The following is a 22,796-nucleotide window of genomic DNA, read 5'->3' on the forward strand; positions in this document are numbered from 1 at the left end:
CATCGACCAGGTCGACCGCCGGTGACGTCCGCGGCTCGCGCGATGCGCGGTCGCCGCCGTCCGGGGCGCGGGCGCCGCTCGGAAGCTCATCCGTGTCTTGTCTCGCCGGTTCCGTACCCCTTGTCGTGCACGGCCTGGCGAAAGTCTTGTGGTCGGTGCGCTGCCCGACCCAGGTGGCTCCCGAGTTCGAGGGCGGCGCTACGACGTCCGTCCCTACGCGGAACCTTCCTTACGCCGGCGCCTTCGCGGCGGCGGAAGCGGCGGCCGGATGCGGCTCGGGCGCTTCTGCCTCGCGGTCGGGCGCGAGCGGGTCGGTCACCGCACCGGTCTCTTCATCGAACAGCCCCTGCGCCAGCCTGGTCACCGCTGCGGGGACCGGCGGCGCCAGGTCGGCCACGGCGCGAAGACCGGACAGGACGTCGTCGGGTCGTACGGCAGGCGTCACGTGCCGAACAACCAGCCGCAGTATCGCACAGGGCCGGTCGGTCGGCCTATCAGCCGGTGAACCGTGCGTGGTGACGCTCTCCAGGTGCGCGACGGCGGAACGGGTGTCGAAGGTACGGACGCCGTTCTTCGTACGGCGCTGCACCTCCACCGCCGGAGCCGCGTTGAAGGCCGCGACGGCGGCCTCGGCCTCGGCGGACCCCACGCCGTCCAGCCGCAGCTCCCACACGGAGGCCGTCAGCCGGTCGGCGAGCCCGGAAGTCCGGGCCTCGACCGCGTCGACGACGTCGAGCCCGGTGGGCAGCGACTCGTCGAGAAGCAGCCTCAGCCGCTCCGGATCGCGCGCTTCGGTGAGCGCGATCTCCAGGTACTCCGCCTCACTGCCCGTGCCGGTGGGTGCGGCATTGGCATACGACACCTTCGGGTGCGGAGTGAACCCCGCCGAGTACGCCATCGGCACCCCGGCGCGGCGCAGCGCACGCTCGAAGGCGCGCTGGAAGTCACGGTGGCTGGTGAACCGGAGGCGGCCGCGCTTGGTGTAACGCAGTCGAATGCGCTGCACCGCGGGAACGGGCGGCGGGCCTACGGGCTGTCGCTTGCCCAGTGTCGTTCAGTCCTTCGTGAGAGCGGTCGTACTACTACCAAGAGTACGTGCCTCGACGGCGGATGGTTCCCTCCGGTCCACCGGATCCCGCTCGGCGGGCTCCCCGACGAGCATGCGTCGTACGTCGGCGCGAGCCTGCCGGGCGGTGTGCCGGGCCGAGGCCAGCGCCTGCCGGGCCGTCCGCCCCGCGCTGCGCCCCGCCTCGGCCAGCGGCCGCAGGACGGTGTCCCGCACGGCGTGCCCCACCGGGGTCAGCACGCTCCGGTACACCCACCGCGCCGGTTCGGCCACGGTCCACCGCAGGACGGTGCCGAGGAACCGCCCGACGGCACGCGAGAGGTGCCCGGCGATCCGCCAGGCGTGACCGAGGGCGTCCGCCACCTCCCGCCCGACGACGGCGAGGACCCGGCCGACCGGAGCGAGCACCCACCGCCACACGGCGAGCGCCGGCAGCACCAGCAGCCCCCGGACAATCCAGTACAGGACGAAGCCGACCCCGGTGACGACCAGCCCCACACCCCGCACCACCTGCCTGCCGCACCAGGCGAGCACATGCCCCACCGGGGTGAGCACCCACCGCCACACGGCGAGCGCCGGCAGCACCAGCAGCACCCGGACAATCCAGTACAGGACGAAGCCGACCCCGGTGACGACCAGCCCCACACCCCGCGCCACCTGCCTGCCGCGCCAGGCGAGCGCATGCCCCACCGGGGTGAGCACCCACCGGTACAGCCACAGCGCCGGCACCACGGCCAGATACCGCCCGAGCCACGCCAGACCGCCGTACAGCCCGTGTGCGATCGCCGCGAGCACCGCGCCCACCCGCGTGAGGAACCAGGCGAGCGCCTGCCCGACCGGCGTCAGCACCCACCGGTACAGCCACACCGCAGGCACCACGAGGAGCACGTTCGCGAGCCACCCCACGCCCTTGGCGAGCGGCACGAGGACATACCGCCACAGCCCGACCAGCGGCCACACGAACAGGGCCCGCCCGAGCCACGCCAGCGCCCGCCCGACGGGACGCAGCACCGCGTCCCGCAGGAACCGCCCCGCGACGACCAGCGCGTCCCACACCATGCGCACCGGCACGACCAGCACCAGCACGACGATCCGCACCGGAATCCGGATCGCCACCGCAAGGCACCCCTCGGCATCCGACCGCCGCACCGGTTCCCCCTGCGCACGCTGCGGCCCCGCCCCGGATGCCTTCTCCAGATCCACCATGCCCGTGAAGACGCCGCGGAACCCGATTCGGATCCCGCGGCGTCGCGCCCGAAGCCCTGGCCCCTACTTGACCACGGTCAACGGCAGCAACTTCTTGCCGGTCGGACCGACCTGGATCTCGGTGTCCATCGCGGGGCATATGGAAAAACGCTTAAAACTGTTCGCGAACTGCGCCACGCTGTCTGACATGAGGAAACGAGGACAGCGCCGACTCGCGGCAGAACGAGCGGCCTACAGCGTGGAAGCCGAGTGGACGGAAGCCGACCTTGCCCTGCTGGAGGAGCTCAAACGGGCTGAGGCCCTACTCCCCCAGGACGCGCCCCGGGCGCTCTTATCCATCCGCCTGTCCGTACTGACGGACGACACGACGTCGCCGGTACGGCAGGAGCTCGATCTCCGCATCCTGGCCAGGGAGCGCGGGAGCCGAGTCGTCGGCGTCGCTTCCGACCTGAACGTGTCGGCGACGAAGGTCCCGCCGTGGAAGCGGAAGGAGCTCGGGGAGTGGCTGAACAACCGCTCCCCCGAGTTCGACGAGCTCTTGTTCTGGAAGCTCGACCGCTTCGTACGGCGCCTCTCCGATCTCTCGACGATGATCGAGTGGAGCCTGAAGCGCGGCAAGAACCTGGTCTCGAAGAACGACAGCCTCGACCTCACGACGACCGCCGGAAAGATCATGGTCACGATCATCGGGGGTATCGCCGAGATCGAGGCGGCCAACACCTCGACCCGGGTTGCGAGTCTGTGGGACTACGCGAAGTCGCAGGAAGACTGGATCATCGGGAAGCCGGCGTACGGCTACGTCACGGACGAGGACGACACGGGGAAGGTCGTTCTCGTCATCGATCCCGAGGCGGCCAAGGCCCTGCACTGGGCCCGACGCATGGCACTTCGGGGACGCTCCGCCGGGTTCATGGTGCGCTGCTTGAAGCGGTCCGGCCTGATGACCCAAGGGCTCACCGTGGCAACGCTCCACCGACGCCTACGCAACCCGGCGCTCCTCGGCTATCGGGTAGAAGAGGACAAGAACGGCGGGCAGCGACGATCGAAGCCGCTCCTCGGCACGGACGGCAGGCCGATCAAAGTCGCCCCTCCCCTCTTTACCGAGGAGGAGTTCGAGACCCTCGGCGCCGCTCTCGACAAACGCAAGAAGAATCAGCCGCCGCGTCGTGTCGGAGGAGCGACACAGTTCCTCGGCGTCCTGCTGTGCGCCGACTGCAAGACGAACATGACCGTGCAGATCACGAACAACACGCACGGGACGTACCAGTACCTGCGGTGCCGCAACTGCAAGAGCGGCGGGCTGGGAGCGCCCAACCCCGAGCGGGTCTACGAGCGCCTGGTGCAGGACGTGCTCAAGGTCCTCGGAGACTTCCCCGTACAGGTCCGTCAGTACGCCGAGGGCGCCGAGGCCCGCAAGGAGATCAAGCGCCTTCAAGAGACCATCGCGCTGTACATGAAGGATCTCGAACCCGGGGGCCGGTACACGAAGACGCGGTTCACGAAGGAGCAGGCGGAGGCGACGTTGGACAAGCTCATCAGTGAGCTCGAAGCGATCGACCCCGAGACCGCGAAGGATCGGTGGGTCAACGTCCACGGCGGCAAGACATTCCGTGAGCACTGGCAGGAAGGCGGCATGGAGGCCATGTCCGCCGACCTGTACCGGGTAGGGATCCGCTGCGAAGTGACCCGCACGAAGGTGCCGAAGGTCCGAGCCCCGAAGGTGCACCTCCGCCTACTGATCCCGAAGGACGTACGCGAGCGACTCGTGATCCGAGAGGACGACTTCGCGCAAGCCTTCTGATCCAGCCGGCGCACGAACGAAGCCGCCTCCCCGTCATCTGAGGGAGGCGGCTTCGTCGGTTACTCGAACCATGCGGCAGGGTCAAACGGTTCTTCCGCACCGTCCTCACCCACAATCACAATCTCGCTGTCGATCAGAGGCATCGCTTCGTCGTTCGCAGGCTCAGGCTTGGGCAGCGGAGTTACCGACCCCACCCCCCTGCTGGCTGGCTTCTGCACTGAGCCGCCGACACTCCGCGAGGTCTTCAGCGACTCCGACAGCGATGAGGGCGGCGCCCGGTGTGTGTCCGGAGCCGGCATAGCGCCAGTGCGCATCCGTGATCGCGTCGGGGATGTCTGTGTGGCCGAGGTGGTGGGCGCGTTCGGCGCGTAGTGCGGCGTAGGTAGTGGAGTAGGCGCGGGATTTGGTGAGGATGTGGCCGCGGTAGCCGAGGGTATGGGCCCAGGTGCGCAGGCGCAGGGGTGCGTATTCGGGGAGGGCGCCGAGTCGCCAGCAGGTGTGCATGAGGGTGCGGACGTGTCGGTTGACGGGGGCCGTGTCGATGTCGTCCCTGGTGGTGACCTTGTGGTCGGTGCCGGCGCCGGTCTCGTCGGTGCCCTTGGTGACGTACTTCGCGACGTACGCGGCCACGGCGTCGTCGTCGGGGCCGCCGGCGTGCAAGGCGCGGACGTCGGTCTGCACACCCCAGGCCAGATCCAGTTCGCCGACGGCCGGGCTGTAGGGGGTGCGGACGGTGACCCGCTGGGCGGACGCGTGCACGGCGCGGGTGAGCCGGTCCAGGGTGCCCCAGGGCGGTGGTTCGTCGGCGGGGCCGTCCGGGCCGTCGAGGCGGATGACGGCGTGCACATGGACGGCCGCCCGCTTCTGGTACTCGGCGATACGGGCAAAGGACAAGCGGGCGTGCCGGGCTAAGCGGGACTGCACGATACCGGCCGAGGAGGCGAGGCGGCGGCGGACGTCGATGACGAACCGGTCCCACAGCTTGGAGGCGTGGGCGTGCCAGAGGACGTGGCCGGTGTAGTCGTAGCAGTCCGGGCAGACGGGTTGGCCGACGAGCGGGTCAGCCGGGGCGTGGACGGAGTGGCAGCCGAGAGGTCGGCCGTGCTCGCAGGCGCCGCCGTCACGGCGGGGGCGGCACGTTGTGCCCGCGCGGTGGACCGGTCCGAAGGAGGGGGCGGTGAGGGTGACGAAGAGGCGAGGCCGCGTGCGCACCGTGGTCGGGATGTTCTTGCCGCCGGTCAGTCCCGCGCGGACGAGGTGGAAGGTGTCTCCGGCGTGGAGGCGGGAGCAGGCGGGGCAGATGGTGGCGCGGCGGTTGCGGCAGCGGACGAGGAGGCGTTCGCCGGGTTCGTTGCGGGTGTCGTAGTGGTGGAGGATCTCGCCGGTCGCGCCGTCCAGGGTGGTGGTGTGGCCGGAGAGGTGGACGGGGTGGGCGCAGCCGCCGGTGGCGGTGATCTGTTGCAGCCAGCGGGGGAAGTCGGGGTCTTGGGCGATGCGGAGGGCGTCTCGGTCTGCTTCGGGGAGGTGGCGCAGGCGCGCCGCGCGGTCGAGGGCGGCGCGCCGGTCAGCCGGGGTGGTGGGATGCGGGGTGATGGTGGTGACCTTCCGGGGTGGGCCGCAGCAGCGGCCGGGATGGTGGGTGGTGGCGCGTCGTCGTTCATGGGGATCACTCCTGCTCGGGTGGTAAGTCGTGAGGGTTCGTTAGTCAGCGGATGGTTCCGGTGCCCCGGCAGACGCGGCAGCGGCGCAGTCGTCCGGTCCAGGTCTTGCGGGCTCCGTCGCCCTTGCAATGGGGGCACCTCACGCGGCGCATGGTCATGCGATGGGGTCCTTGTCTCTCAGGTGTGGGAGAAGCCGCTGATGACCCAGGTGACGAGGCCATGGATGGTGAACAGGACGGGGGTCTGTCCGAGGTAGAGGCCGAAGAGGCCGACGCAGACCGCTTCCCAGCCCCGTACGTCGCGGGAGCGGACGAGGAGGACGGTGATGATCCCGAAGACCACCGCGAAGCCGAATGCCGTACCTTCGCTGATCACTTGCCGTCTCCTTCCAGCGCCACCAGGGCGCGGTCGATGGCGGGGAGTTCGGGGGTCATGCCGGAGTACTTGCGGGCCGTGGTCACGGCCTCATCGGTGGGGGTGAGGTGGGAGCGGGCACGGGCCCAGCCGCCGTCAGGTCCGGTGCACACGGCCACGCCGCGTTCCTGGGCCGTGATGGCCTGTGCGACGGTTACGGCGTCCTTGTTGAGGTCGCCGAGGGTCATTTCCGCGGTGCCGGGGTCGTTGACGCGGTGGCAGATCCGGCCGCCGAGCTGGGCGCGCAGGGCGGTGACGCCGGGGCCGAGGTCGGAGCCGACGCGTTGGCCGGCAACCACCAGGTGCAGGCCGAGCGCGGCGCCGAGCTGCGCCAGCCGCAGCAGGAGCGTGGAGCACTGCTCTGCTTCCGCCTTGCTCTGGCGGGTGCCGTCGGCCAGGTACAGCTCCGCGATCTCGTCGACCAGGACCACGACCGGCACCGGACGGAGCTTGTCCGGCAACTCCCAGATCGAGCGGACCCCGGCCGTGCGGCAGGCGTTCATGCGGTCCTGCATGTCGACCACGAGGGCCGTGAGCACGGCGACTGCTTCGCGCCTGCATGTAGCGAGGGCGCTGAGCCGTTCGGTGAAGAGGCCGAGTTCCATGCCGCCCTTGCAGTCGATGCCGACCAGGGCGACGGGTTGGGGTGCGAGTTGGGTGATGAGCCGGGCGAGGAGGGTGGACTTGCCGGAGCGGGTGGCCCCGGCGATGAGCCAGTGCGGGACCAGGCGCAGGTTCATCACCCACGCCCCGCCCGTCTCCAGCGCGCCGATGAGGGCGGAGAGCAGTTCGGCCGGTGCGCTGGCTAAGCCGGGCCGCTCCAGCGGGTCGGTGGCGGTGGCGGTCAGCAGCACGAGGCCGCGTTCCGGCGAGGTCACCCGGACCGCGTGTACCTTCCAGGCGTGGACCAGGGCGTCAGCCGCCTGCATGTAGGTGGCCGGGGTCTGGCCCGCGTGCAGCCGCACCACCACGCTCAGACCCATGCGGGTGGCGCGCGGGAAGGAGATCCGCGGAGCCACCGGCCGCACCGGGTCGCCCTTGACCAGCAGATGCCCGACCAGCGTCCGGGCCGGAAGCCGGGATACGGCGAGGTCGTTGAGCAGAGCGACCCGCCGCCAGGTGAACACCACCCGCCAGGCCGCCGCCGGGTATCCGGTGAGGTACCAGTGCCAGGCCGGACGATGCCGGCGCACCAGGTCACCGACGACCAGCAGCCACGCCACCACGGCGAGGGCGAAGGCGAGGAGGAGGGGTCCCATCAGGCGTCACCGCCCTTGCCGTGCGCCGTCGCCGTACCGGAGATGGGGGTGATGGCTTCGGCACGGAAGCTGATGCCGTGCCGGTCTCCCATCGCCCAGGCGAACGCGGTCAGGCCGGTGACCTTGACGATCTGGCCCTCCTGGATGCCCTTCGGTTCGCCGCTCACGGCGATCTCGATGACGGAGATCCGCCGCCGGTCCTGCCGCACGGTCACGGCGACGGTGTAGACCGGGTTGCCGTCCCGGTCCTTCTTCACCTCCTGTGTCTCGGGGTTGCTGAGCTTTGCTTCCGGCGCGATGGCGCAGCGCAGTACGCCGAGCCGCGTCGTGTCCACGGGAATGGACTGCATGTTCTGTGGCCTCCCTGGCCGTCGAGAACGCCCGACCTATACGGACGTCACTTGTCCTTACGAGTTATGACTATGGAGTTCTGTACGGCGAGAGTGCAAGTACTTATGCTGACGACTGATGTCGCGCGTGCGACGTGCCTACGACACCAGACCGGAGATGCCGAGATGACGGAGATCCAGCGCCCCGGAGCCCTCTACCAACAGGTGGCCGCCGCCATCCGGGAAGCGATCCTGTCGGGCGAGTTCGCCCCCGAGTCCCTGCTGCCGTCCGAAGCCCAGCTCATGGCCCGCTACCAGGTCTCCCGCCCCACCGTCCGCAACGCCATCGCAGCACTGCGCGCGGAAGGTCTGGTCGATGTCCGGCACGGCAAGGGCAGCTTCGTACGCTCCGACGGACACCCCACACTCGCCCTTGACTGCCGCATCCAGCACGCCCCCGGCGGAAAGTTCGTCATGCCCGGCGGCGACGTCTGGGACGAGGCCGAGGAACCGAGCGTGCACCGCACCCGCACGACGAAGGCGACCGGGCAGCTCCTCGGTCTGGGCGAGGAAGAGGAGCTGTTCGGCTGTGACCGGCTCCTGTCCGACGCCGCCACGGGCACCCGGGCGATGCACCGGACGCTGATCCCCTTCGAGGTCGCCGAGAACGTGCCGGCACTCGCCGAGGAGCCAGGCCAGCAGCCGACAGCGGCATACGCGGCACTCGCCAAGGCCGGGCACAAGCTGTGGTGGTCGGAGACGGTGCGCGCCCGCATGCCGGTGCCCGACGAGCGCGCCACGCTCCAGCTCCCGGACGCGACCCCAATCCTGCACCTGTCCCGCATCACGCACGGCACCGACGACCGCCCGCTGATCCTCGAAGAACTCCGCATCGGAGCCGACCGCGCCGAAGCCACCTACCGGATCACCGCCGACAAGCAGCCCACCCGACGCCGCCAGACCTGACCGGTAACGATGATCGGTCGAAACCACCTTCACTTCCTCAAGGGCGCGCCTGCGGCGCGCCGGGGCGCCCGGCCGCCCCGGCCGGGCGTGCGGCGTGACCGCCGGTCCCGTCCGGTCGCCCGACGCCCCACACCGCAGCACGGCCGAGGAGTCGAGGCGACGCCCGCCCACCGGAGGCTGGGGCGTGGTCGGCTGGGGGTCGCCGGGCTCCGAGACTTTAGGCAGCCACCATGGGGCGAGCCTCGAAGAACAGGGGGCCCATCGGGCACAAACGCGGGCAGGACCAGTGCCTGCCCGATTCGCCGGGCGAGCGTAAGGCCCCCTGTTCACTCGCCCCATGGCAGCTCCCGCCCAAAGTCTCTCCACCCGACGACGTGCCCACCCGCACCGTTCACCCGCCACGGCGCCCATCACCGCGCACCGCCGTCGCGGTCAGCCAGCGCCTCCAGGAGCACGGCGAGCTGGTCCGCCGTCTCCGGCCAGCCCACCAGGCGCACCACACCGTGCCCCGTCTCGTCCGCCGACGCCACGGCCCGCACCGCGGACAACTCGAAGCCCGCGCCCAAGAGCGCACGATTCAGCCGATCCGCAGACTCACGCGCCGACCGCCAGCCCCCGACGTAATCGACCCCACGCACCCACAGACCCGACTCCGCGTCCGCGATGTCGTCGAGGCCGTCACGAAGCCAATCCTCACCCGCGCCAGTCACTTGGCCACTCCCATCCGCTTAACCGACGGATCGTCAACTCTTCGTGGCCCGGGGCGTGTAGACAGCACAGCGACCCCGGTACCATCGGGCACCGGGGAACGCTGTGTCCCCTCCCGGACCACCCCGGTTGCTGCCAGGCGCGGGGGTGGTCCGGTCTCGGTATGAGGTTGTGAAGCGCGGCCCCTTGGCCGGGTGGGGAACCCGGTAGACAGTTCGCAAGGGACCGCGCCCCGTGGGCCGGAGAGGTCAGACTCCGGCCGGTGTCCGGGCCGTCGCTCCGCTCCTGATCGCGAAGGAGTGTTCGGAAGGCAACGGCCCGGAGATCAACGAGGCGAGCCGGCCTCTGCTCCTGGCGCCACATCCATGCGGCACCACACCGTCTTGCCACCGCCCTCTCCCGGCGTCCACCAGACAGCGGACGCCAGCCGCTGAACGATCAGCAGACCTCGACCGTTGTCGGGCAGCACTGCCTCTGACAGCTCACCCATCAGCCCAGGCGAGAAGACATCTCCCACAGGGAGGAGCGGCGGCGTCGAGTCCTCATCCGTGACCCCGATGAAGAGCCACTTCGGCCACAGCTTGAAGCTCACGTCCATGCGACGGGACCCGCCAGGCTGAGCCAGAGCAGGTTCCGGCACCACGTGATTCACCACGTTGCCGACCAGCTCCGAGACGATCAACCGAGCGTCGTCCACCATGGCATCCGCACCTGCGCCCCGCAGGAACACGGCCGTCATGTCTCGCGCCACGCGAGCCGAGTCGGCTGCCTCCGCAAAGAGGGTCACCGTCAAGAAGTGCCCTGCGGAGAGATCAGGCTTCGCGAACCAATGGGCGAACGCCTCGATCTCCGCACCCACGTGCTCGCGCTGCCGCGTTTTCCTCGCGTCCATGACGTCCCCTTGTCAGCTTCGACGGCCCCTTCCCGGACCACCTGCTACGCGGAAGCCAGTACACGGCGACGGGCGTCTGACCGGGAGTGTCCACCGGGGGGTTCAGATGAACACCGGCAAAGCCTGCGGGGTTCACCAATGAACCCCCCAACCCCTCACGTTGTGACACGATGAACACTCGCCGTCATTTCTCGGGTTGGCAGGGGAGCATGAGCCGAGAGCCGAACGCGCAACTGATCGCCGTCATGAACGAAGCGCAGGTCTCGAACAAAGGGCTTGCGAAACGAATGAAGGACGCCGCAACACAACGCGGCGTGCCCCTGGGAACCACTCACGTCGCCGTCCAGCGTTGGCGCGACGGCGCAGGCATCCAGCCTCAGACGGCAGCGATCATGGCCGATGTCCTCAGTGCCAAGCTGAACCGTCGCGTCACGCCCGGCGATCTCGGATTCTTCGATCACGCGAAGCAACCCACCCCGACCCCTGTCGGTTACCCGAGCACTGTCCCCGACGCGCTATCCATGCTTGACGGACTAGCCCAGGAACGCGCCGAAGACACACCGGACAATGGAGGTCTGATCATCGCCGACACGGACCTGAGTTCCACCGTCCTGTCGTGGATGATCAGCAGGCCCGACGGCATCCAGGCCGACAGGCCGGCACACCAGCGAATCGGCATGCGCGACGTCCGGGCAATCCGAGACGCAGCGGACATGTTCATGCAGCTCGACTTCAAATACGGAGGCGGCCACGGCCACCGCGCCTTACGCCACTACTTCCGGCACGAAGTCCTCCCCCTGCTCAGCGCGAGCTACAGCCAAAAGGTAGGCACCGCGCTCTACGGCGCAGCCGCCGAAGTGTCCCAGCTCCTCGCATGGACCGCCTACGACACCGGCAACCACCGACTCGCCCACCGCTACCTGACCTCCACATTGCGCCTGTCCCAGGTCATCGACGACCGCATGTTCGGCGCCCGCATCCTCGGCAACCTCAGCCACCAGGCCAACTACCTCGGCCACCACACCCAGGCCATCCAACTGGCCCGAGCCGCCGTCGAGGGAGCCAAGGGCAGAGCCACCCCACGTGCCATGGCGAACTACGCCGCCATGGAAGCGCGCGCCCTGTCGAACGCAGGCGACCGAATCGCCGCCGGACGCGCCATGAACGAAGCGGAACGCCACTTCGAGCGCGCAGACACCGGAGAAGACCCGGCTTGGCTGGGCTACTTCGACTCAGCGGAACTCATGGGCGAACTCTGCCACTGCTTCCGCGACCTCAAGATGCGCCGCGAAGCCGTCGCGCAGGCACAACGAGCCGTGGACAGCACCGACCCGAAGTACGCGCGCACACTAGGGTTCTGCCGCATGGTGCTCGCCCAGAGCCAGCTACTCAACGGCGATCTCGAAGCCGCCGTCCAGACAGCCAGCCTGGCCGTGGACGGCGGCGACAGCCTCCAGTCAAACCGCTTCCAGCGCTACGTCACCGACTTCCAGACCGAGGTCAGCGCACACGTGGGCAACCCCGTGGTGGCCGCCTTCAACGACCAGGTACGCGATGCACTGGCTCGCCTGGACGACGACGAGTAGCCCCCTACCAAGGAAGCCAGTCCCGCGGAGCAGCGTCGTCACGAAGCGCCGCAATGCGCCGGCAGTACTCGGCAGCCGCCCTCTCGTTCTCCCGGATGTTCTGCATGAGCCACGTCGTCATGCCGAACTCTTGAAGACCGCGCAGCGTCTCGTAACCGGGCCAGTCGTACAGGTCCCGCCCATACGCACTCACGAAGTCGGCGTACTGCTCGTCGCTCTGCCACCCCAGGCTGTGATGCTCAACGGCCGTGACCATCAGATCCCACTCGGGATGGTCGTAGCAGAACGCCTCGAAGTCGATCAGGATCACCTGCCCACGGTCGTCCACCATGAGGTTCTGCACATGGGCATCTCCGTGCACCGGTCCTCTGGCCGTCTCGAACCGCAGCTCCGCGTAGCGATCTTGAAGCTCACGCCACCGCTTCCGCAGGAACGACCGGTCATCCTCCGGAATCTGCGCGCGGTCGATCCGGAGTTCCTGCTTGTCGAACGGCTGGAACCGAGGCAGCTCAAGACCAGCTGGGATCGTGAGCGTGTGGAGGTCACGCAACACCGCACCCAGTTCCCCGTAGTCAGGCTTGCGACCACCCTCGACGATCTGGTGCCAGAAGGTCACCGGATAGCCATCGATCAACAAGGGTTGTTCAAGATCCTCCACGATGCGCGCCGCGGAGAACCCCTCCCCTACCAGCCACCGGGAAACAGCCACCTCCTTACGCGCGGTGGACAGCCACTCGCGTCCCCTGGCAACACGCACAATCACCGGCACGGAAACCAGCCGGAACAACGCGTTCTCTCCGAGCCGGATCAACTCCGCTCCGTTGCCGTCGAGCCCAGCAGCCCGGCACGCGGCGACCATCACCCGCGTAGCCGTCGCCGAGGTGAACCCCTCATCCGATCGAGCAGCGTCAACCGCCATGCCCGTACCCAGCTCCCCTAGTCGCGCGCGATCAACCAGCGCACGCCCACGGGCGACCAACCCCGGTGTGCACCGGACACGGTAGAGACCGTACCCAACAAGCTCCCGACACAACGAGACTCTGTCGCAGTAGCGGAGAGGCTTGGGAGGCCAGTTCTCAGCAAGACCTGCTACGACTGGAGAGTAACTGGCAAGATGTGAGGTTCCGACCAGGGACGGAGGGCCTGTGGAACCTGCTGTGATTGGCGCATTCGGAAGAGTCGCCGCAGCCGTGATGACGCGAAGCTCAGCACCAGTTACGGGGGCGCCTCCCGAGCGACCTGATTGGGATGAGGAGACTGACGAACGCGGTGGTCTGATCCTAAAGGGCACCGCAGGAGAAGCACTCACAGTACTAACTCAGGACCAGGTCGCCCAAATCAGCGAATTCGTCATGCGACCTGAGTCCGTGACACTCTGCCAATTCATGTTCATCGCCCGAATTGGAATGAAGGATGAAAAGTTCCTATCGGAACTGTCTCATGACTATATGGAGTCCTTCTCCATTCAGGCGGAAGAGTTTTGCGAAGAGCATGGGTACAACTGGGCAAACCTCGCTGATAACATTTGGCAGTTGCTAGTCGCGTACACGGAGGAATTTTTCCCACTGCATGAACTCACCTCGCTGCTCAGCGGAGCAGAGGTGGAGCGGGTTACTGCCTACGTAGGTTCCGCGCCGCAACTTTCCGGAACGCTACGGCCCCCTAATATCGCTTTCCGCGATGTAGTGGATATCCTTGGGAACCCCGACCGGTATCGCAAATCCAGGGAAGCAATTTCCGATATTCGGGCAGCATCAGAACGGCGCTATTCCGAGCTCAACCTTTCACACACTCTTAGCCACGCCGCCGAAGACTTTCGATTTGATCGAGCCGATCTGTATGTAGCAAGGAGCCTGCGCGCTCAAAACGTCGAAGGCTCCCGCAATGATGATTTCCTAGCGTCTCCAGTCACTAGACCTCGATGCGTTGTGATTGGAAATCCCGGCGTAGGCAAGAGCACGATGACTCAACACCTCGTGCATCGACTCTCCGTGGCAGACGATTCTGCGAGCACTTACGCACCTATCGTAATCTCGTGTAAAGACGTTCCCAACACAGAGGGCAACGCTTTCATCCTGGATCACATCGTTCGCTCTTTGCGCGAGAGCCTTCAACTTGATATTCAGTCAGAGGTGATCAACGATCTCGCAACCCTGGGTCGGACCTTTGTCATCTTTGATGGCGTCGATGAGATCATCAACATAGCGCGAAGGCAGAACTTCGTGAGGACTGTGGAGGCGTTCGCTAATCGCTACCCACTAATCCCTGTCCTTGTTACGGCACGGCGGGTGGGGTATAGCAAAGCACGCCTCAGCCCTAAAGAATTCGCGCTGTACGAACTCGATGATTTTTCAGACGCTCAAGTAGTCGAGTACACGCACAAGTGGTTCTCTGTCACAGAACGCAGCGAGCAGGAACGAGAGGCATTCCTCCGGGAGACTGAAAACGTTCCCGACGTAAGAACAAACCCACTCATGCTGTCTCTGCTATGCGTTCTATACCGAGCGCGAGGATACATTCCGCGCAACCGGCGAACCGTCTACGAGTCATGCGCAGACCTACTGTTCCAGCGGTGGGATGCCATGCGTCACATTGAGCAACCGGTTGACCACCGTCAATATGGAACTCGATTGATGCAAGAACTGGCTCTGTTCTTCTACAAGAGTCAGGCTGCACAAGCGGGTGTACAAGAACGACAGCTTCGAAAGCTAATCTCTCAATTCTTTACTGACACGGCCTCCGTAGAGGAAGATGATGCCCGATCTCGGGCTCAAGATTTCCTTGATTTCTGCGCGGACAGGGCATGGCTCCTGTCCTATCAAGGCACCGATAGCTCTGACCAACGACTCTTCGGCTTCACTCATCGAACGTTCATGGAGTATTTCGCCGCAGAAGCTATCGTAAGGCGCTCTCGCTCCATCGAAGAGATCGCGCAAGAGGTGGCCAAAGCCTACGAACTTGATACCAGTTCCGTGCTTGCTGACGTCATCTTCCAATGTGCAGATGACAAGTACGACGGCGGGGCCAAAGAGATCGTGGCTGGTCTGATGGAAAAGTCTCGTAGCCTCGGGCGGCAACATGAGGCAAAGTATCTCGCTCTTTGTCTTAGAATCATGAATTCGGCCCCTCTTCCCCCTCATTCTACCGATGCTATTTTCGATGCGCTGCTCTCGTACTGGGAAAGAGCTCAACCCGAGGATACCTACAGCACCTCCCTAGGGCTATTCGAACTATCAAGAGATCCTCGCAACAGGATGATCAGCAAGGTTCGAACGAATGACGTTGAGGCTGTGCGAGTGCTGCGTCGATGGGCGCGCTTCTATTGGCGCAGTGAAACGACGATGTTTGACCCACAATGGGACGACGAGGCTTATCAGTTGGCTGCCAACTTGCAGGAAGGCGGCAGCTACGACCCCCCACTCATGGCCTATCTCCTTAGGAATAAACTTAGGACTGCTTCATCTCTCGACGGAAGAGAGCGCAGTTGGCTGTTGGGTTTCCAAGCTTTCGGTGAGCTTATGGTGGGTCCCCTCCTTAGGGATCTGGAAGAGCTACTCTGGTATGACGACATCGAGGACGCGGGAGAAATTGTCAAGCGGTTCGCCACTGACGTCATGAGGCCTGTTCAGCGCACTCCTTACACTGACAGGTTCTACAGCGACCTATACGAAGCTGTCACCTCCGGACATTTCGACCTGTCGACCGAGCAAGTGCAAGAAAAGGCCGCCGACCCAATCGTTATGCAGTTCCTGGTCTGGTCCTGCTTGGCTCTCTACGAGATCTATGCGCCCAGCTATCACCCCTTTCATGATCTCGTTGACTTTTCCTATGGAAAGTCCTGGTTCGAGCGCGTTACCGCTACGCGTCTTTACGGTGTCGGACAGAAAAGCCCAGCGGGAGAGCCGACCCCTTTTACGTCTCACGAACTTCGACGCGATTCTCAGCAAAAAGAGCTGCCCGCGTGGTACGCGGAATGGTGCCGGGGTGACACCACCTTCATTCCCGAACCCCATTAAGGCCGCCAATTCCCAACCTTCGGGTAACAGGCGTTGGCAGCCCGTAGCAAATTGAAGATCAGGGACATCGAGGGGCTCGCGTGTGAACCGCTCCATACATCAATGCATCGCCAAACCTCTGGGCCTGCGGCCCATGGGGGCTAGCCTCTGACAGCTTTCCAGGTGATCCACCGACGACGATGAGAGCGCAGCGGGTCCCGCGGCTCTGGGGCGCATCTAGAGCGTTCTCACCACTCACTGGCCTCGTCAGAGAGTGGTGAGGAACGTCATCACCTTCAGCCGGTCAGTCTCCCCGTCCTGCGGACAGCGCCCGGACCAAATGATCTTGCTGTCAGGGCACCGCAGGCCCCTCTCCGGCCTCACACCCACTCCACGTCCAGCGATACGTCCGAAGGCGCACCAAGCGGCGGCAGTGGCGTTCTCAGCGCCTTCTTCGCCGGCTGCCGCCGATCCTTCTGCAAGCCGAGCGCGGTCAGCACCGCCACCGCATCCGACTCTGTGATGTCAGCCACAGTGTCAGCGATGCGGTGAAGCGGCTCGCTCATCCCAGGTCCCGCGTTTTTGCTGGTCAGCCGGACTTCTTGACCGTCAGCGGCAGCAGCTTCTTGCCCGTCGGGCCCGTTTGTGGCCATGTGTCGAACTGGGGGCACACCCCGCAGTCGAAGCACGGGGTCCAGCGGCAGTCGTCGACCTCGGTCTCGTCGAGGGCGTCCTGCCAGTCTTCCCAGAGCCACTCCTTGTCGAGGCCGGAGTCGAGGTGGTCCCAGGGGAGGACCTCCTCGTAGCCGCGCTCGCGGGTGGTGTACCAGTCGACGTCGACGCCGGTCGGCTCCAGGGCCTTGTCGGCGCAGGCCATCCAGCGGTCGTAGGAGAAGTGCTCGCGCCAGCCGTCGAAGCGGCCGCCGTCGTCGTAGACGGCGCGGATGACGGCGCCGAGGCGGCGGTCGCCGCGGGAGAGGAGGCCCTCGACGATGCCGGGCTTGCCGTCGTGGTAGCGGAAGCCGATGGAGCGGCCGTACTTCTTGTCGCCGCGGATCTTGTCGCGGAGCTTCTGGAGGCGGGCGTCGGTCTCCTCGGCGGAGAGCTGCGGGGCCCACTGGAAGGGGGTGTGGGGCTTGGGGACGAAGCCGCCGATGGAGACCGTGCAGCGGATGTCGCCGGAGCCGGAGACCTCGCGGCCCTTGGCGATGACGCGGGTGGCCATGTCGGCGATCTGGAGGACGTCGTCGTCGGTCTCGGTGGGCAGGCCGCACATGAAGTACAGCTTCACCTGGCGCCAGCCGTTGCCGTAGGCCGTCGCGACGGTGCGGATGAGGTCGTCCTCCGAGACCATCTTGTTGATGACCTTGCGGATGCGCTCGGAGCCGCCCTCGGGGGCGAAGGTGAGGCCGGAGCGGCGGCCGTTGCGGGTCAGCTCGTTGGCCAGGTCGATGTTGAAGGCGTCGACGCGGGTGGAGGGGAGGGACAGGCCGATCTTGTCCTCCTCGTACCGGTCGGCGAGGCCCTTGGCGACGTCGGCGATCTCCGTGTGGTCGGCGGAGGAGAGGGAGAGGAGCCCGACCTCTTCGAAGCCGGTGGCCTTCAGGCCCTTGTCGACCATCTCGCCGATGCCGGTGATGGAGCGCTCGCGCACCGGGCGGGTGATCATGCCGGCCTGGCAGAAGCGGCAGCCGCGGGTGCAGCCGCGGAAGATCTCCACGGACATGCGCTCGTGGACGGTCTCGGCGAGCGGGACGAGGGGCTGCTTGGGGTAGGGCCACTCGTCGAGGTCCATGACGGTGTGCTTGCTGACCCGCCACGGGACGCCGGAGCGGTTGGGGACGACGCGGGCGATGCGGCCGTCGGGGAGGTACTCGACGTCGTAGAAGGCGGGGACGTAGACGCCGCCGGTCTTCGACAGGCGGAGGAGGAGTTCCTCGCGGCCGCCGGGGCGGCCCTCGGCCTTCCAGGCGCGGATGATCGCGGTGACTTCCAGGACGGCCTGTTCGCCGTCGCCGATGACCGCGCAGTCGATGAAGTCCGCGATCGGCTCGGGGTTGAAGGCGGCGTGGCCGCCGGCCAGGACGATCGGGTCGTCGATGCCGCGGTCCGCCGCCTCCAGCGGGATGCCCGCCAGGTCGAGGGCGGTGAGCATGTTGGTGTAGCCCAGCTCCGTGGAGAAGGAGAGGCCGAAGACGTCGAAGGCGCCGACCGGGCGGTGGCTGTCGACGGTGAACTGCGGGACGGAGTGCTCCCGCATCAGCTCCTCGAGGTCCGGCCACACGCTGTAGGTGCGCTCGGCGAGGACGCCCTGCTGCTCGTTGAGCACCTCGTAGAGGATCATGACGCCCTGGTTGGGCAGGCCGACCTCGTAGGCGTCGGGGTACATCAGGGCCCAGCGGACGTCGCAGGATTCCCAGTCCTTGACCGTGGAGTTGAGCTCTCCGCCGACGTACTGGATCGGCTTCTGCACATGCGGGAGCAGCGCTTCGAGCTGCGGAAACACGGACTCGGCGGCCGGGGAGGCTTCGGCAGGCATCTCACGGGACCTTCGTGTGCTGACAAGGGGGACCATCCAGCCTAACCCGGCCGGACCGGTCCCCCTTACCGCTCACCCCCCGGGTGCCGGTCTACGCCGACATCGGTCTCTGCACGGTGATCGACTGGAGCAGGCCGACCGCTATCCACACGGCGAACATGGAGGAGCCGCCGTAGGAGACGAAGGGCAGGGGCAGGCCGGTGACCGGCATGATGCCGAGCGTCATGCCGACGTTCTCGAAGGTCTGGAAGGCGAACCACGCGACGATCCCGGCGGCGACCACCGTGCCGTACAGGTCGGGGGTGCCGCGGGCGATGCGGCAGGCGCGCCAGAGGACCACGCCGAGCAGGGCGATGATGAGTCCGGCGCCGAGGAAGCCCAGTTCCTCGCCGGCGACGGTGAAGACGAAGTCGGTCTGCTGCTCGGGGACGAAGCGGCCGGTGGTCTGGGAGCCCTCGAAGAGGCCGGAGCCGGTGAGTCCGCCGGAGCCGATGGCGATGCGGGCCTGGTTGGTGTTGTAGCCGACGCCCGCGGGGTCGAGGGCGGGGTTGGCGAAGGCGGCGAAGCGGGCGATCTGGTAGTCGTCCAGGATGCCGAGCTGCCACACGGCGAGCGCCCCGGCGGTGCCGGCGCCGAGCAGTCCGAAGATCCAGCGGTTGCTGGCGCCGGAGGCGAGCAGGATGCCGAGCACGATGATGACCATGACCATGACCGACCCGAGGTCGGGCATGAGCATCACGATGAGCATCGGCACGGTGGCCAGGCCGAGGGCCTGGAGCACGGTGCGGTGGTCGGGGTGGGGCCGGTCCCCGGCGTCGACGCGGGCGGCCAGCAGCATCGCCATGCCCAGGATGATGGTGATCTTCACGAACTCCGAGGGCTGCAGCGAGAAGCCGCCGGGGAGCTTGATCCAGGAGTGGGCGCCGTTGATGGTCGAGCCGAGCGGGGTGAGCACCAGGAGGATCAGGAACACCGAGAAGCCGTACAGGAGCGGCACGGCGGTGCGCAGGGCGCGGTGGCCGAGCCAGACGGTGGCGACCATCAGGGCGAGGCCGATGCCGGTGTTCAGGAGGTGCCGGGTGAGGAAGTAGTACTGGTCGCCCTGGTTGAGTTCGGTGCGGTTGCGGGTCGCGGAGTAGACGAGCAGCGAGCCCATCAGGGAGAGCCCTACGGCGGCCAGCAGTATCGGCCAGTCGAGCCGCCGGGCCATGGAGTCCCGGGCGAAGAGGCGGGTCCAGCCGCCCTTGTCGGGGCCGTAGCCGGAGACGTGGAAGCTGTTGCCGGTCATCCGCGTGCCCTCCGGCTTCTTCCCCTGCCGCCCGGCCGGGCGCCGCGCCCGGCGCCGCGTGCGCCGCCGCGCCGTCGCTGGCGGCGGGTGTCGCGGTTCTCCCCGTTCTGGTTGGGGGTGGTCGCGGGCTGGTCGCCCTCCTCGACGGGGGCGTACTCCTCGTCCGGGGAGGCCTTCTCGTCGGGCTGGAGCTCCTTGACGACGTCCTTGGGCATCTTCGGGGAGAGGATCGTCCCGTCCGTCTTGATCTTCGGGAGGCTCGCCTGCGGCTTGGGCAGCAGGGCCTTCTTCGGGTCGATGTCGCCGTCGTCGGAGACGCCGTACAGCGCGTCGTAGATGTTGCGGACGGCGGGTCCCGAGGCGCCGGAGCCGGTGCCGCCCTGGGAGATCGTCATGACGATCGAGTAGTCCTTGGTGTACGTCGCGAACCAGGACGTGGTCTGCTTGCCGTAGACCTCGGCGGTACCGGTCTTGGCGTGCATCGGGATCTTGTCCTGCGGCCAGCCGACCTGGGCGAACCGCCAGGCGGCGGTGCCGCGGCTGGCGACGCCGGCGAGGGCCTCGTCCATCTTGGCCAGCGTGGTCTTGCTTATGGGCAGCTTGCCGTGGGCCGTGGGCTCGATCTCGCGGACGGTCTTGCCGTCGGGGCTGACGACGGCCTTGCCGATGCTGGGGTCGTAGAGGGTGCCGCCGTTGGAGATGGCCGCGTAGATGGTGGCCATCTGGATGGGGGTGACGAGGGTGTCGCCCTGGCCGATGGAGTAGTTGATGGAGTCACCGGCGCGCATCTTGTTGCCGCTGTGGCAGTTCTCGTACGCGATCTTCTCGACGTAGGAGCCGTCCTTCTTGCCGGACTTGCACCAGGCGTCCTTGTTGGCCTCCCAGTAGTCCTGCTTCCACTGGCGGTCGGGGACGCGGCCGGTGACCTCGTTGGGGAGGTCGATGCCGGTCTTGGCGCCGAGGCCGAACTGGTGGGCGGCCTTGTAGAAGTAGTCGTTGGGCTTCTTGGGGTTCATCCCGCCGTCCTTCTTCCACTCCTGGTGGGACAGGCGGTAGAAGACGGTGTCGCAGGAGAGTTCCAGGGCGCGGCCGATGGTGATCATGCCCTCGTTGGCCGACTCGAAGTTCTTGAAGACCTGGCCGCCGACGTTGTAGGCGCTGGAGCAGTCGTAGTTGCCGTCGAAGTCGTAGCCGGCCTCCACCGCGCCGGCCGAGGAGACCACCTTGAAGATGGAGCCGGGGGCCGCCTGGCCCTGGGTGGCGCGGTTGAGCAGCGGGTAGTTGGAGTCCTTGCCGGTGAGCTTCTTGTAGTCCTTGGCGGAGATGCCGCCGACCCAGGCGTTGGGGTCGTAGTCGGGGTTGGAGGCCATGGCGACGACACGGCCGGTCTTGGCCTCCATCACCACGACCGCTCCGGCGTCGGCCTCGTAGGTCCGGTTGGTGTTGCGGTCCATCTCCTTGCGGGCGGCCTTCATCGCCTCGTTCAGCTCGTACTCGGCGACCCGCTGGACGCGGGCGTCGATGCTGGTGACGAGGTTGGAGCCGGGGGTGCCCGGGTCGGACTCGGCCTCGCCGATGACGCGGCCGAGGTTGTCTACCTCGTAGCGGGTGACGCCGGCCTTGCCTCGCAGCGCCTTGTCGTACTGCCGCTCGATGCCGGAGCGGCCGACCTGGTCGGAGCGCAGGTAGGGCGAGTCGGTGTCCTGGGCCTTCTGCAGTTCCTCGTCGGTGACCGGCGAGAGGTAGCCGAGGACCTGGGCGGTGTTGGACTTGCCGGGGGCGGCGTAGCGGCGTACGGCCATGGGTTCGGCGGTGATGCCGGGGAAGTCCTCGGCGCGCTCGCGGATCTGCAGGGCCTGCTTGACGGTGGCCTCGTCGGTGACGGGGATCGGCTGGTAGGGCGAGCCGTTCCAGCAGGGCTGGGGGGTTTCGGCGTCGCAGAGCCGGACCTTGTCGATGACGTCCTGGGGCTTCATGCCGAGGACCCCGGCGAGCTTGGTGAGGACGGCCTTGCCGTCGTCCCTCATCTTCAGCAGTTCGGTGCGCGAGGCGGAGACGACGAGGCGGGTCTCGTTGTCGGCGAGGGCGACGCCGCGGGCGTCCAGGATGGAGCCGCGGGTGGCGGGCTGGACGACTTGCTGGACGTGGTTGCCGGAGGCTTCGGCGGCGTACTCGTCGCCCTGGCGGATCTGGAGGTACCAGAGGCGGCCGCCGAGGGTGGCGAGGAGGGAGACGACGAGGATCTGGATGACGACGAGCCGGGTCTGGACGCGGGTGCTGCGGCCGGTCTCCGGGATGTTAGTCATGGGCGCAGCCCATCCGGTTGAGGGTGGTGGTGGGCGACGGGTGGGAGGTGGTCACTGCTGCCGCCTCCCCCTGACGACGTGGGTACTGGTGTGCTGGCGTGCCGTCACAGCCGCTTGACCCCCTTGATGCGTCCGGCGCGGGCCGCGCGGACGCGGGCCGTCTTCACCCGCAGCGCGTTGCGTTGTCTGCCGATGCGCAGGCCGGTGCCTGAGGAGAGCCAGCCGGAGGAGATGTCGGGGCTCTGGGCGGCGGAGTTGGTGTCGGCCAGCGGGTCGTGTTCGGCGCGTCGGGCGAGCGCCATGATGCCGGGGACGACGAAGGGCGCGAGCAGCAGGTCGTACAGGGCGGCCGTGAACAGCAGGCTGGGCAGGCCGACGTGGCGGGCGGCGGTGTCGCCGACGAGGGCGCCGACGCCCGCGTAGAGCAGGGTGGTCCCGATGGCGGCGGCGACCACGACGACCATGGGGCCGGTGGCCGAGCGGAGCCGTCCGTTGTCCGGCCTGGCGAGTCCGGCGAGGTAGCCGATGACGCAGAGCACGAGGGCGTAGCGGCCGGCGGCGTGGTCGGCGGGCGGGGCGAGGTCGGCGAGGAGTCCGGCGCCGAAGCCGACCAGGGCGCCGCCGACGTGGCCGTAGACCAGGGCGAGGCCGAGGACGGTGAGCAGCAGCAGGTCGGGGACGGCGCCGGGCAGGTGGAGGCGGGCGAGGACGCTCACCTGGATCACCAGGGCGACGACGACGAGGGCGACGGACAGCAGGATCCGGTTGACGCGCATGGGG

At 67.3% G+C, this 22,796-nt stretch carries 18 protein-coding genes; 4 read left to right on the plus strand and 14 right to left on the minus strand.

Features of this window, described 5'->3' with window-relative positions:
* Window positions 1–229 precede the first annotated feature (229 nt).
* Entirely contained in the window at window positions 230–1,006 is a 777-nt protein-coding gene (locus C4J65_RS09955; RefSeq protein ID WP_115742090.1) for a TIGR03936 family radical SAM-associated protein, read from the minus strand.
* Between the two features lie 48 nt (window positions 1,007–1,054).
* Entirely contained in the window at window positions 1,055–2,272 is a 1,218-nt protein-coding gene (locus C4J65_RS09960) for a hypothetical protein (RefSeq protein WP_115742091.1), read from the minus strand.
* Between the two features lie 238 nt (window positions 2,273–2,510).
* On the opposite strand from C4J65_RS09960, the gene C4J65_RS09965 reads away from it, so the two are divergent.
* Entirely contained in the window at window positions 2,511–4,073 is a 1,563-nt protein-coding gene (locus C4J65_RS09965; RefSeq protein WP_115742092.1) for a recombinase family protein, read from the plus strand.
* 162 nt (window positions 4,074–4,235) lie between these two features.
* Here the strand turns inward: C4J65_RS09965 and C4J65_RS09970 are convergent, their stop codons facing one another.
* The 4 genes from C4J65_RS09970 to C4J65_RS09985 all read right to left on the minus strand — a co-directional run bounded on the left by C4J65_RS09970 (window position 4,236) and on the right by C4J65_RS09985 (window position 7,757).
* Complete coding sequence (locus tag C4J65_RS09970; RefSeq protein ID WP_115742093.1) at window positions 4,236–5,606, minus strand: replication initiator; 1,371 nt, start codon at window positions 5,604–5,606, stop codon at window positions 4,236–4,238.
* Window positions 5,607–5,911: 305 nt separating this feature from the next.
* A complete protein-coding gene (locus C4J65_RS09975; protein WP_011029322.1) occupies window positions 5,912–6,109 on the minus strand; it encodes a hypothetical protein in 198 nt (65 codons plus the stop codon).
* A complete protein-coding gene (locus C4J65_RS09980; RefSeq protein WP_115742094.1) occupies window positions 6,106–7,407 on the minus strand; it encodes an FtsK/SpoIIIE domain-containing protein in 1,302 nt (433 codons plus the stop codon). Before C4J65_RS09980 ends, C4J65_RS09975 begins: the two co-directional genes overlap by 4 nt.
* Window positions 7,407–7,757 carry a hypothetical protein gene (locus C4J65_RS09985; RefSeq protein ID WP_115742095.1) on the minus strand — a complete coding sequence of 117 codons (351 nt, stop codon included), beginning with the start codon at window positions 7,755–7,757 and terminating at the stop codon, window positions 7,407–7,409. Before C4J65_RS09985 ends, C4J65_RS09980 begins: the two co-directional genes overlap by 1 nt.
* 165 nt (window positions 7,758–7,922) lie before the next feature.
* Between C4J65_RS09985 and C4J65_RS09990 the strand changes: the two genes are divergently transcribed.
* A complete protein-coding gene (locus C4J65_RS09990) occupies window positions 7,923–8,702 on the plus strand; it encodes a GntR family transcriptional regulator (RefSeq protein ID WP_115742096.1) in 780 nt (259 codons plus the stop codon).
* A gap of 410 nt (window positions 8,703–9,112) precedes the next feature.
* Here the strand turns inward: C4J65_RS09990 and C4J65_RS09995 are convergent, their stop codons facing one another.
* Window positions 9,113–9,412, minus strand: a complete 300-nt coding sequence (locus tag C4J65_RS09995) for a hypothetical protein (RefSeq protein ID WP_115742097.1) — start codon at window positions 9,410–9,412, stop codon at window positions 9,113–9,115.
* A 323-nt stretch (window positions 9,413–9,735) separates the two neighbouring features.
* Window positions 9,736–10,302 carry an ATP-binding protein gene (locus C4J65_RS10000; RefSeq protein ID WP_115742098.1) on the minus strand — a complete coding sequence of 189 codons (567 nt, stop codon included), beginning with the start codon at window positions 10,300–10,302 and terminating at the stop codon, window positions 9,736–9,738.
* Between the two features lie 209 nt (window positions 10,303–10,511).
* On the opposite strand from C4J65_RS10000, the gene C4J65_RS10005 reads away from it, so the two are divergent.
* Window positions 10,512–11,888: a sporulation protein gene (locus C4J65_RS10005; protein WP_115742099.1), complete on the plus strand. Its 1,377-nt coding sequence runs from the start codon at window positions 10,512–10,514 to the stop codon at window positions 11,886–11,888.
* Between the two features lie 4 nt (window positions 11,889–11,892).
* Here C4J65_RS10005 and C4J65_RS10010 read toward each other — a convergent pair whose 3' ends face one another.
* Window positions 11,893–12,807: an aminoglycoside phosphotransferase family protein gene (locus tag C4J65_RS10010; RefSeq protein ID WP_115742100.1), complete on the minus strand. Its 915-nt coding sequence runs from the start codon at window positions 12,805–12,807 to the stop codon at window positions 11,893–11,895.
* Between the two features lie 466 nt (window positions 12,808–13,273).
* On the opposite strand from C4J65_RS10010, the gene C4J65_RS10015 reads away from it, so the two are divergent.
* Window positions 13,274–15,904 (plus strand): NACHT domain-containing protein, encoded by a 2,631-nt coding sequence (locus C4J65_RS10015; protein WP_162833112.1) that lies wholly within the window; start codon window positions 13,274–13,276, stop codon window positions 15,902–15,904.
* A gap of 359 nt (window positions 15,905–16,263) precedes the next feature.
* On the opposite strand, the gene C4J65_RS10020 is transcribed toward C4J65_RS10015, so the two are convergent.
* The 5 genes from C4J65_RS10020 to mreD all read right to left on the minus strand — a co-directional run bounded on the left by C4J65_RS10020 (window position 16,264) and on the right by mreD (window position 22,792).
* A complete protein-coding gene (locus C4J65_RS10020) occupies window positions 16,264–16,449 on the minus strand; it encodes a hypothetical protein (protein WP_115742102.1) in 186 nt (61 codons plus the stop codon).
* A gap of 23 nt (window positions 16,450–16,472) precedes the next feature.
* Complete coding sequence (locus C4J65_RS10025) at window positions 16,473–18,422, minus strand: TIGR03960 family B12-binding radical SAM protein (protein ID WP_162833113.1); 1,950 nt, start codon at window positions 18,420–18,422, stop codon at window positions 16,473–16,475.
* Window positions 18,423–18,513: 91 nt separating this feature from the next.
* A complete protein-coding gene (gene rodA, locus C4J65_RS10030; protein WP_115742104.1) occupies window positions 18,514–19,710 on the minus strand; it encodes a rod shape-determining protein RodA in 1,197 nt (398 codons plus the stop codon).
* On the minus strand, window positions 19,707–22,016 hold the full coding sequence (gene mrdA, locus C4J65_RS10035; RefSeq protein ID WP_115742105.1) for a penicillin-binding protein 2: 2,310 nt from the start codon (window positions 22,014–22,016) through the stop codon (window positions 19,707–19,709). Before mrdA ends, rodA begins: the two co-directional genes overlap by 4 nt.
* Before the next feature lie 104 nt (window positions 22,017–22,120).
* Window positions 22,121–22,792: a rod shape-determining protein MreD gene (gene mreD, locus C4J65_RS10040; RefSeq protein ID WP_115742106.1), complete on the minus strand. Its 672-nt coding sequence runs from the start codon at window positions 22,790–22,792 to the stop codon at window positions 22,121–22,123.
* Between the last annotated feature and the right edge of the window lie 4 nt (window positions 22,793–22,796).

Origin of the sequence: Streptomyces sp. CB09001, assembly GCF_003369795.1 — a bacterium.
In the GTDB taxonomy this organism is placed as follows: domain Bacteria; phylum Actinomycetota; class Actinomycetes; order Streptomycetales; family Streptomycetaceae; genus Streptomyces.

Bases quoted from the DNA above. Each gene is read 5' to 3' on its own strand.
- C4J65_RS09960 (WP_115742091.1), bottom strand. From the start codon at position 2,272: ATGGTGGATCTGGAGAAGGCATCCGGGGCGGGGCCGCAGCGTGCGCAG.
- C4J65_RS09980 (WP_115742094.1), bottom strand. From the start codon at position 7,407: ATGGGACCCCTCCTCCTCGCCTTCGCCCTCGCCGTGGTGGCGTGGCTG.
- C4J65_RS09985 (WP_115742095.1), bottom strand. From the start codon at position 7,757: ATGCAGTCCATTCCCGTGGACACGACGCGGCTCGGCGTACTGCGCTGC.
- C4J65_RS09990 (WP_115742096.1), top strand. From the start codon at position 7,923: ATGACGGAGATCCAGCGCCCCGGAGCCCTCTACCAACAGGTGGCCGCC.
- C4J65_RS10000 (WP_115742098.1), bottom strand. From the start codon at position 10,302: ATGGACGCGAGGAAAACGCGGCAGCGCGAGCACGTGGGTGCGGAGATC.
- C4J65_RS10005 (WP_115742099.1), top strand. From the start codon at position 10,512: ATGAGCCGAGAGCCGAACGCGCAACTGATCGCCGTCATGAACGAAGCG.
- C4J65_RS10010 (WP_115742100.1), bottom strand. From the start codon at position 12,807: ATGGCGGTTGACGCTGCTCGATCGGATGAGGGGTTCACCTCGGCGACG.
- C4J65_RS10015 (WP_162833112.1), top strand. From the start codon at position 13,274: ATGTTCATCGCCCGAATTGGAATGAAGGATGAAAAGTTCCTATCGGAA.
- C4J65_RS10020 (WP_115742102.1), bottom strand. From the start codon at position 16,449: ATGAGCGAGCCGCTTCACCGCATCGCTGACACTGTGGCTGACATCACA.
- C4J65_RS10025 (WP_162833113.1), bottom strand. From the start codon at position 18,422: ATGCCTGCCGAAGCCTCCCCGGCCGCCGAGTCCGTGTTTCCGCAGCTC.
- rodA (WP_115742104.1), bottom strand. From the start codon at position 19,710: ATGACCGGCAACAGCTTCCACGTCTCCGGCTACGGCCCCGACAAGGGC.
- mrdA (WP_115742105.1), bottom strand. From the start codon at position 22,016: ATGACTAACATCCCGGAGACCGGCCGCAGCACCCGCGTCCAGACCCGG.
- mreD (WP_115742106.1), bottom strand. From the start codon at position 22,792: ATGCGCGTCAACCGGATCCTGCTGTCCGTCGCCCTCGTCGTCGTCGCC.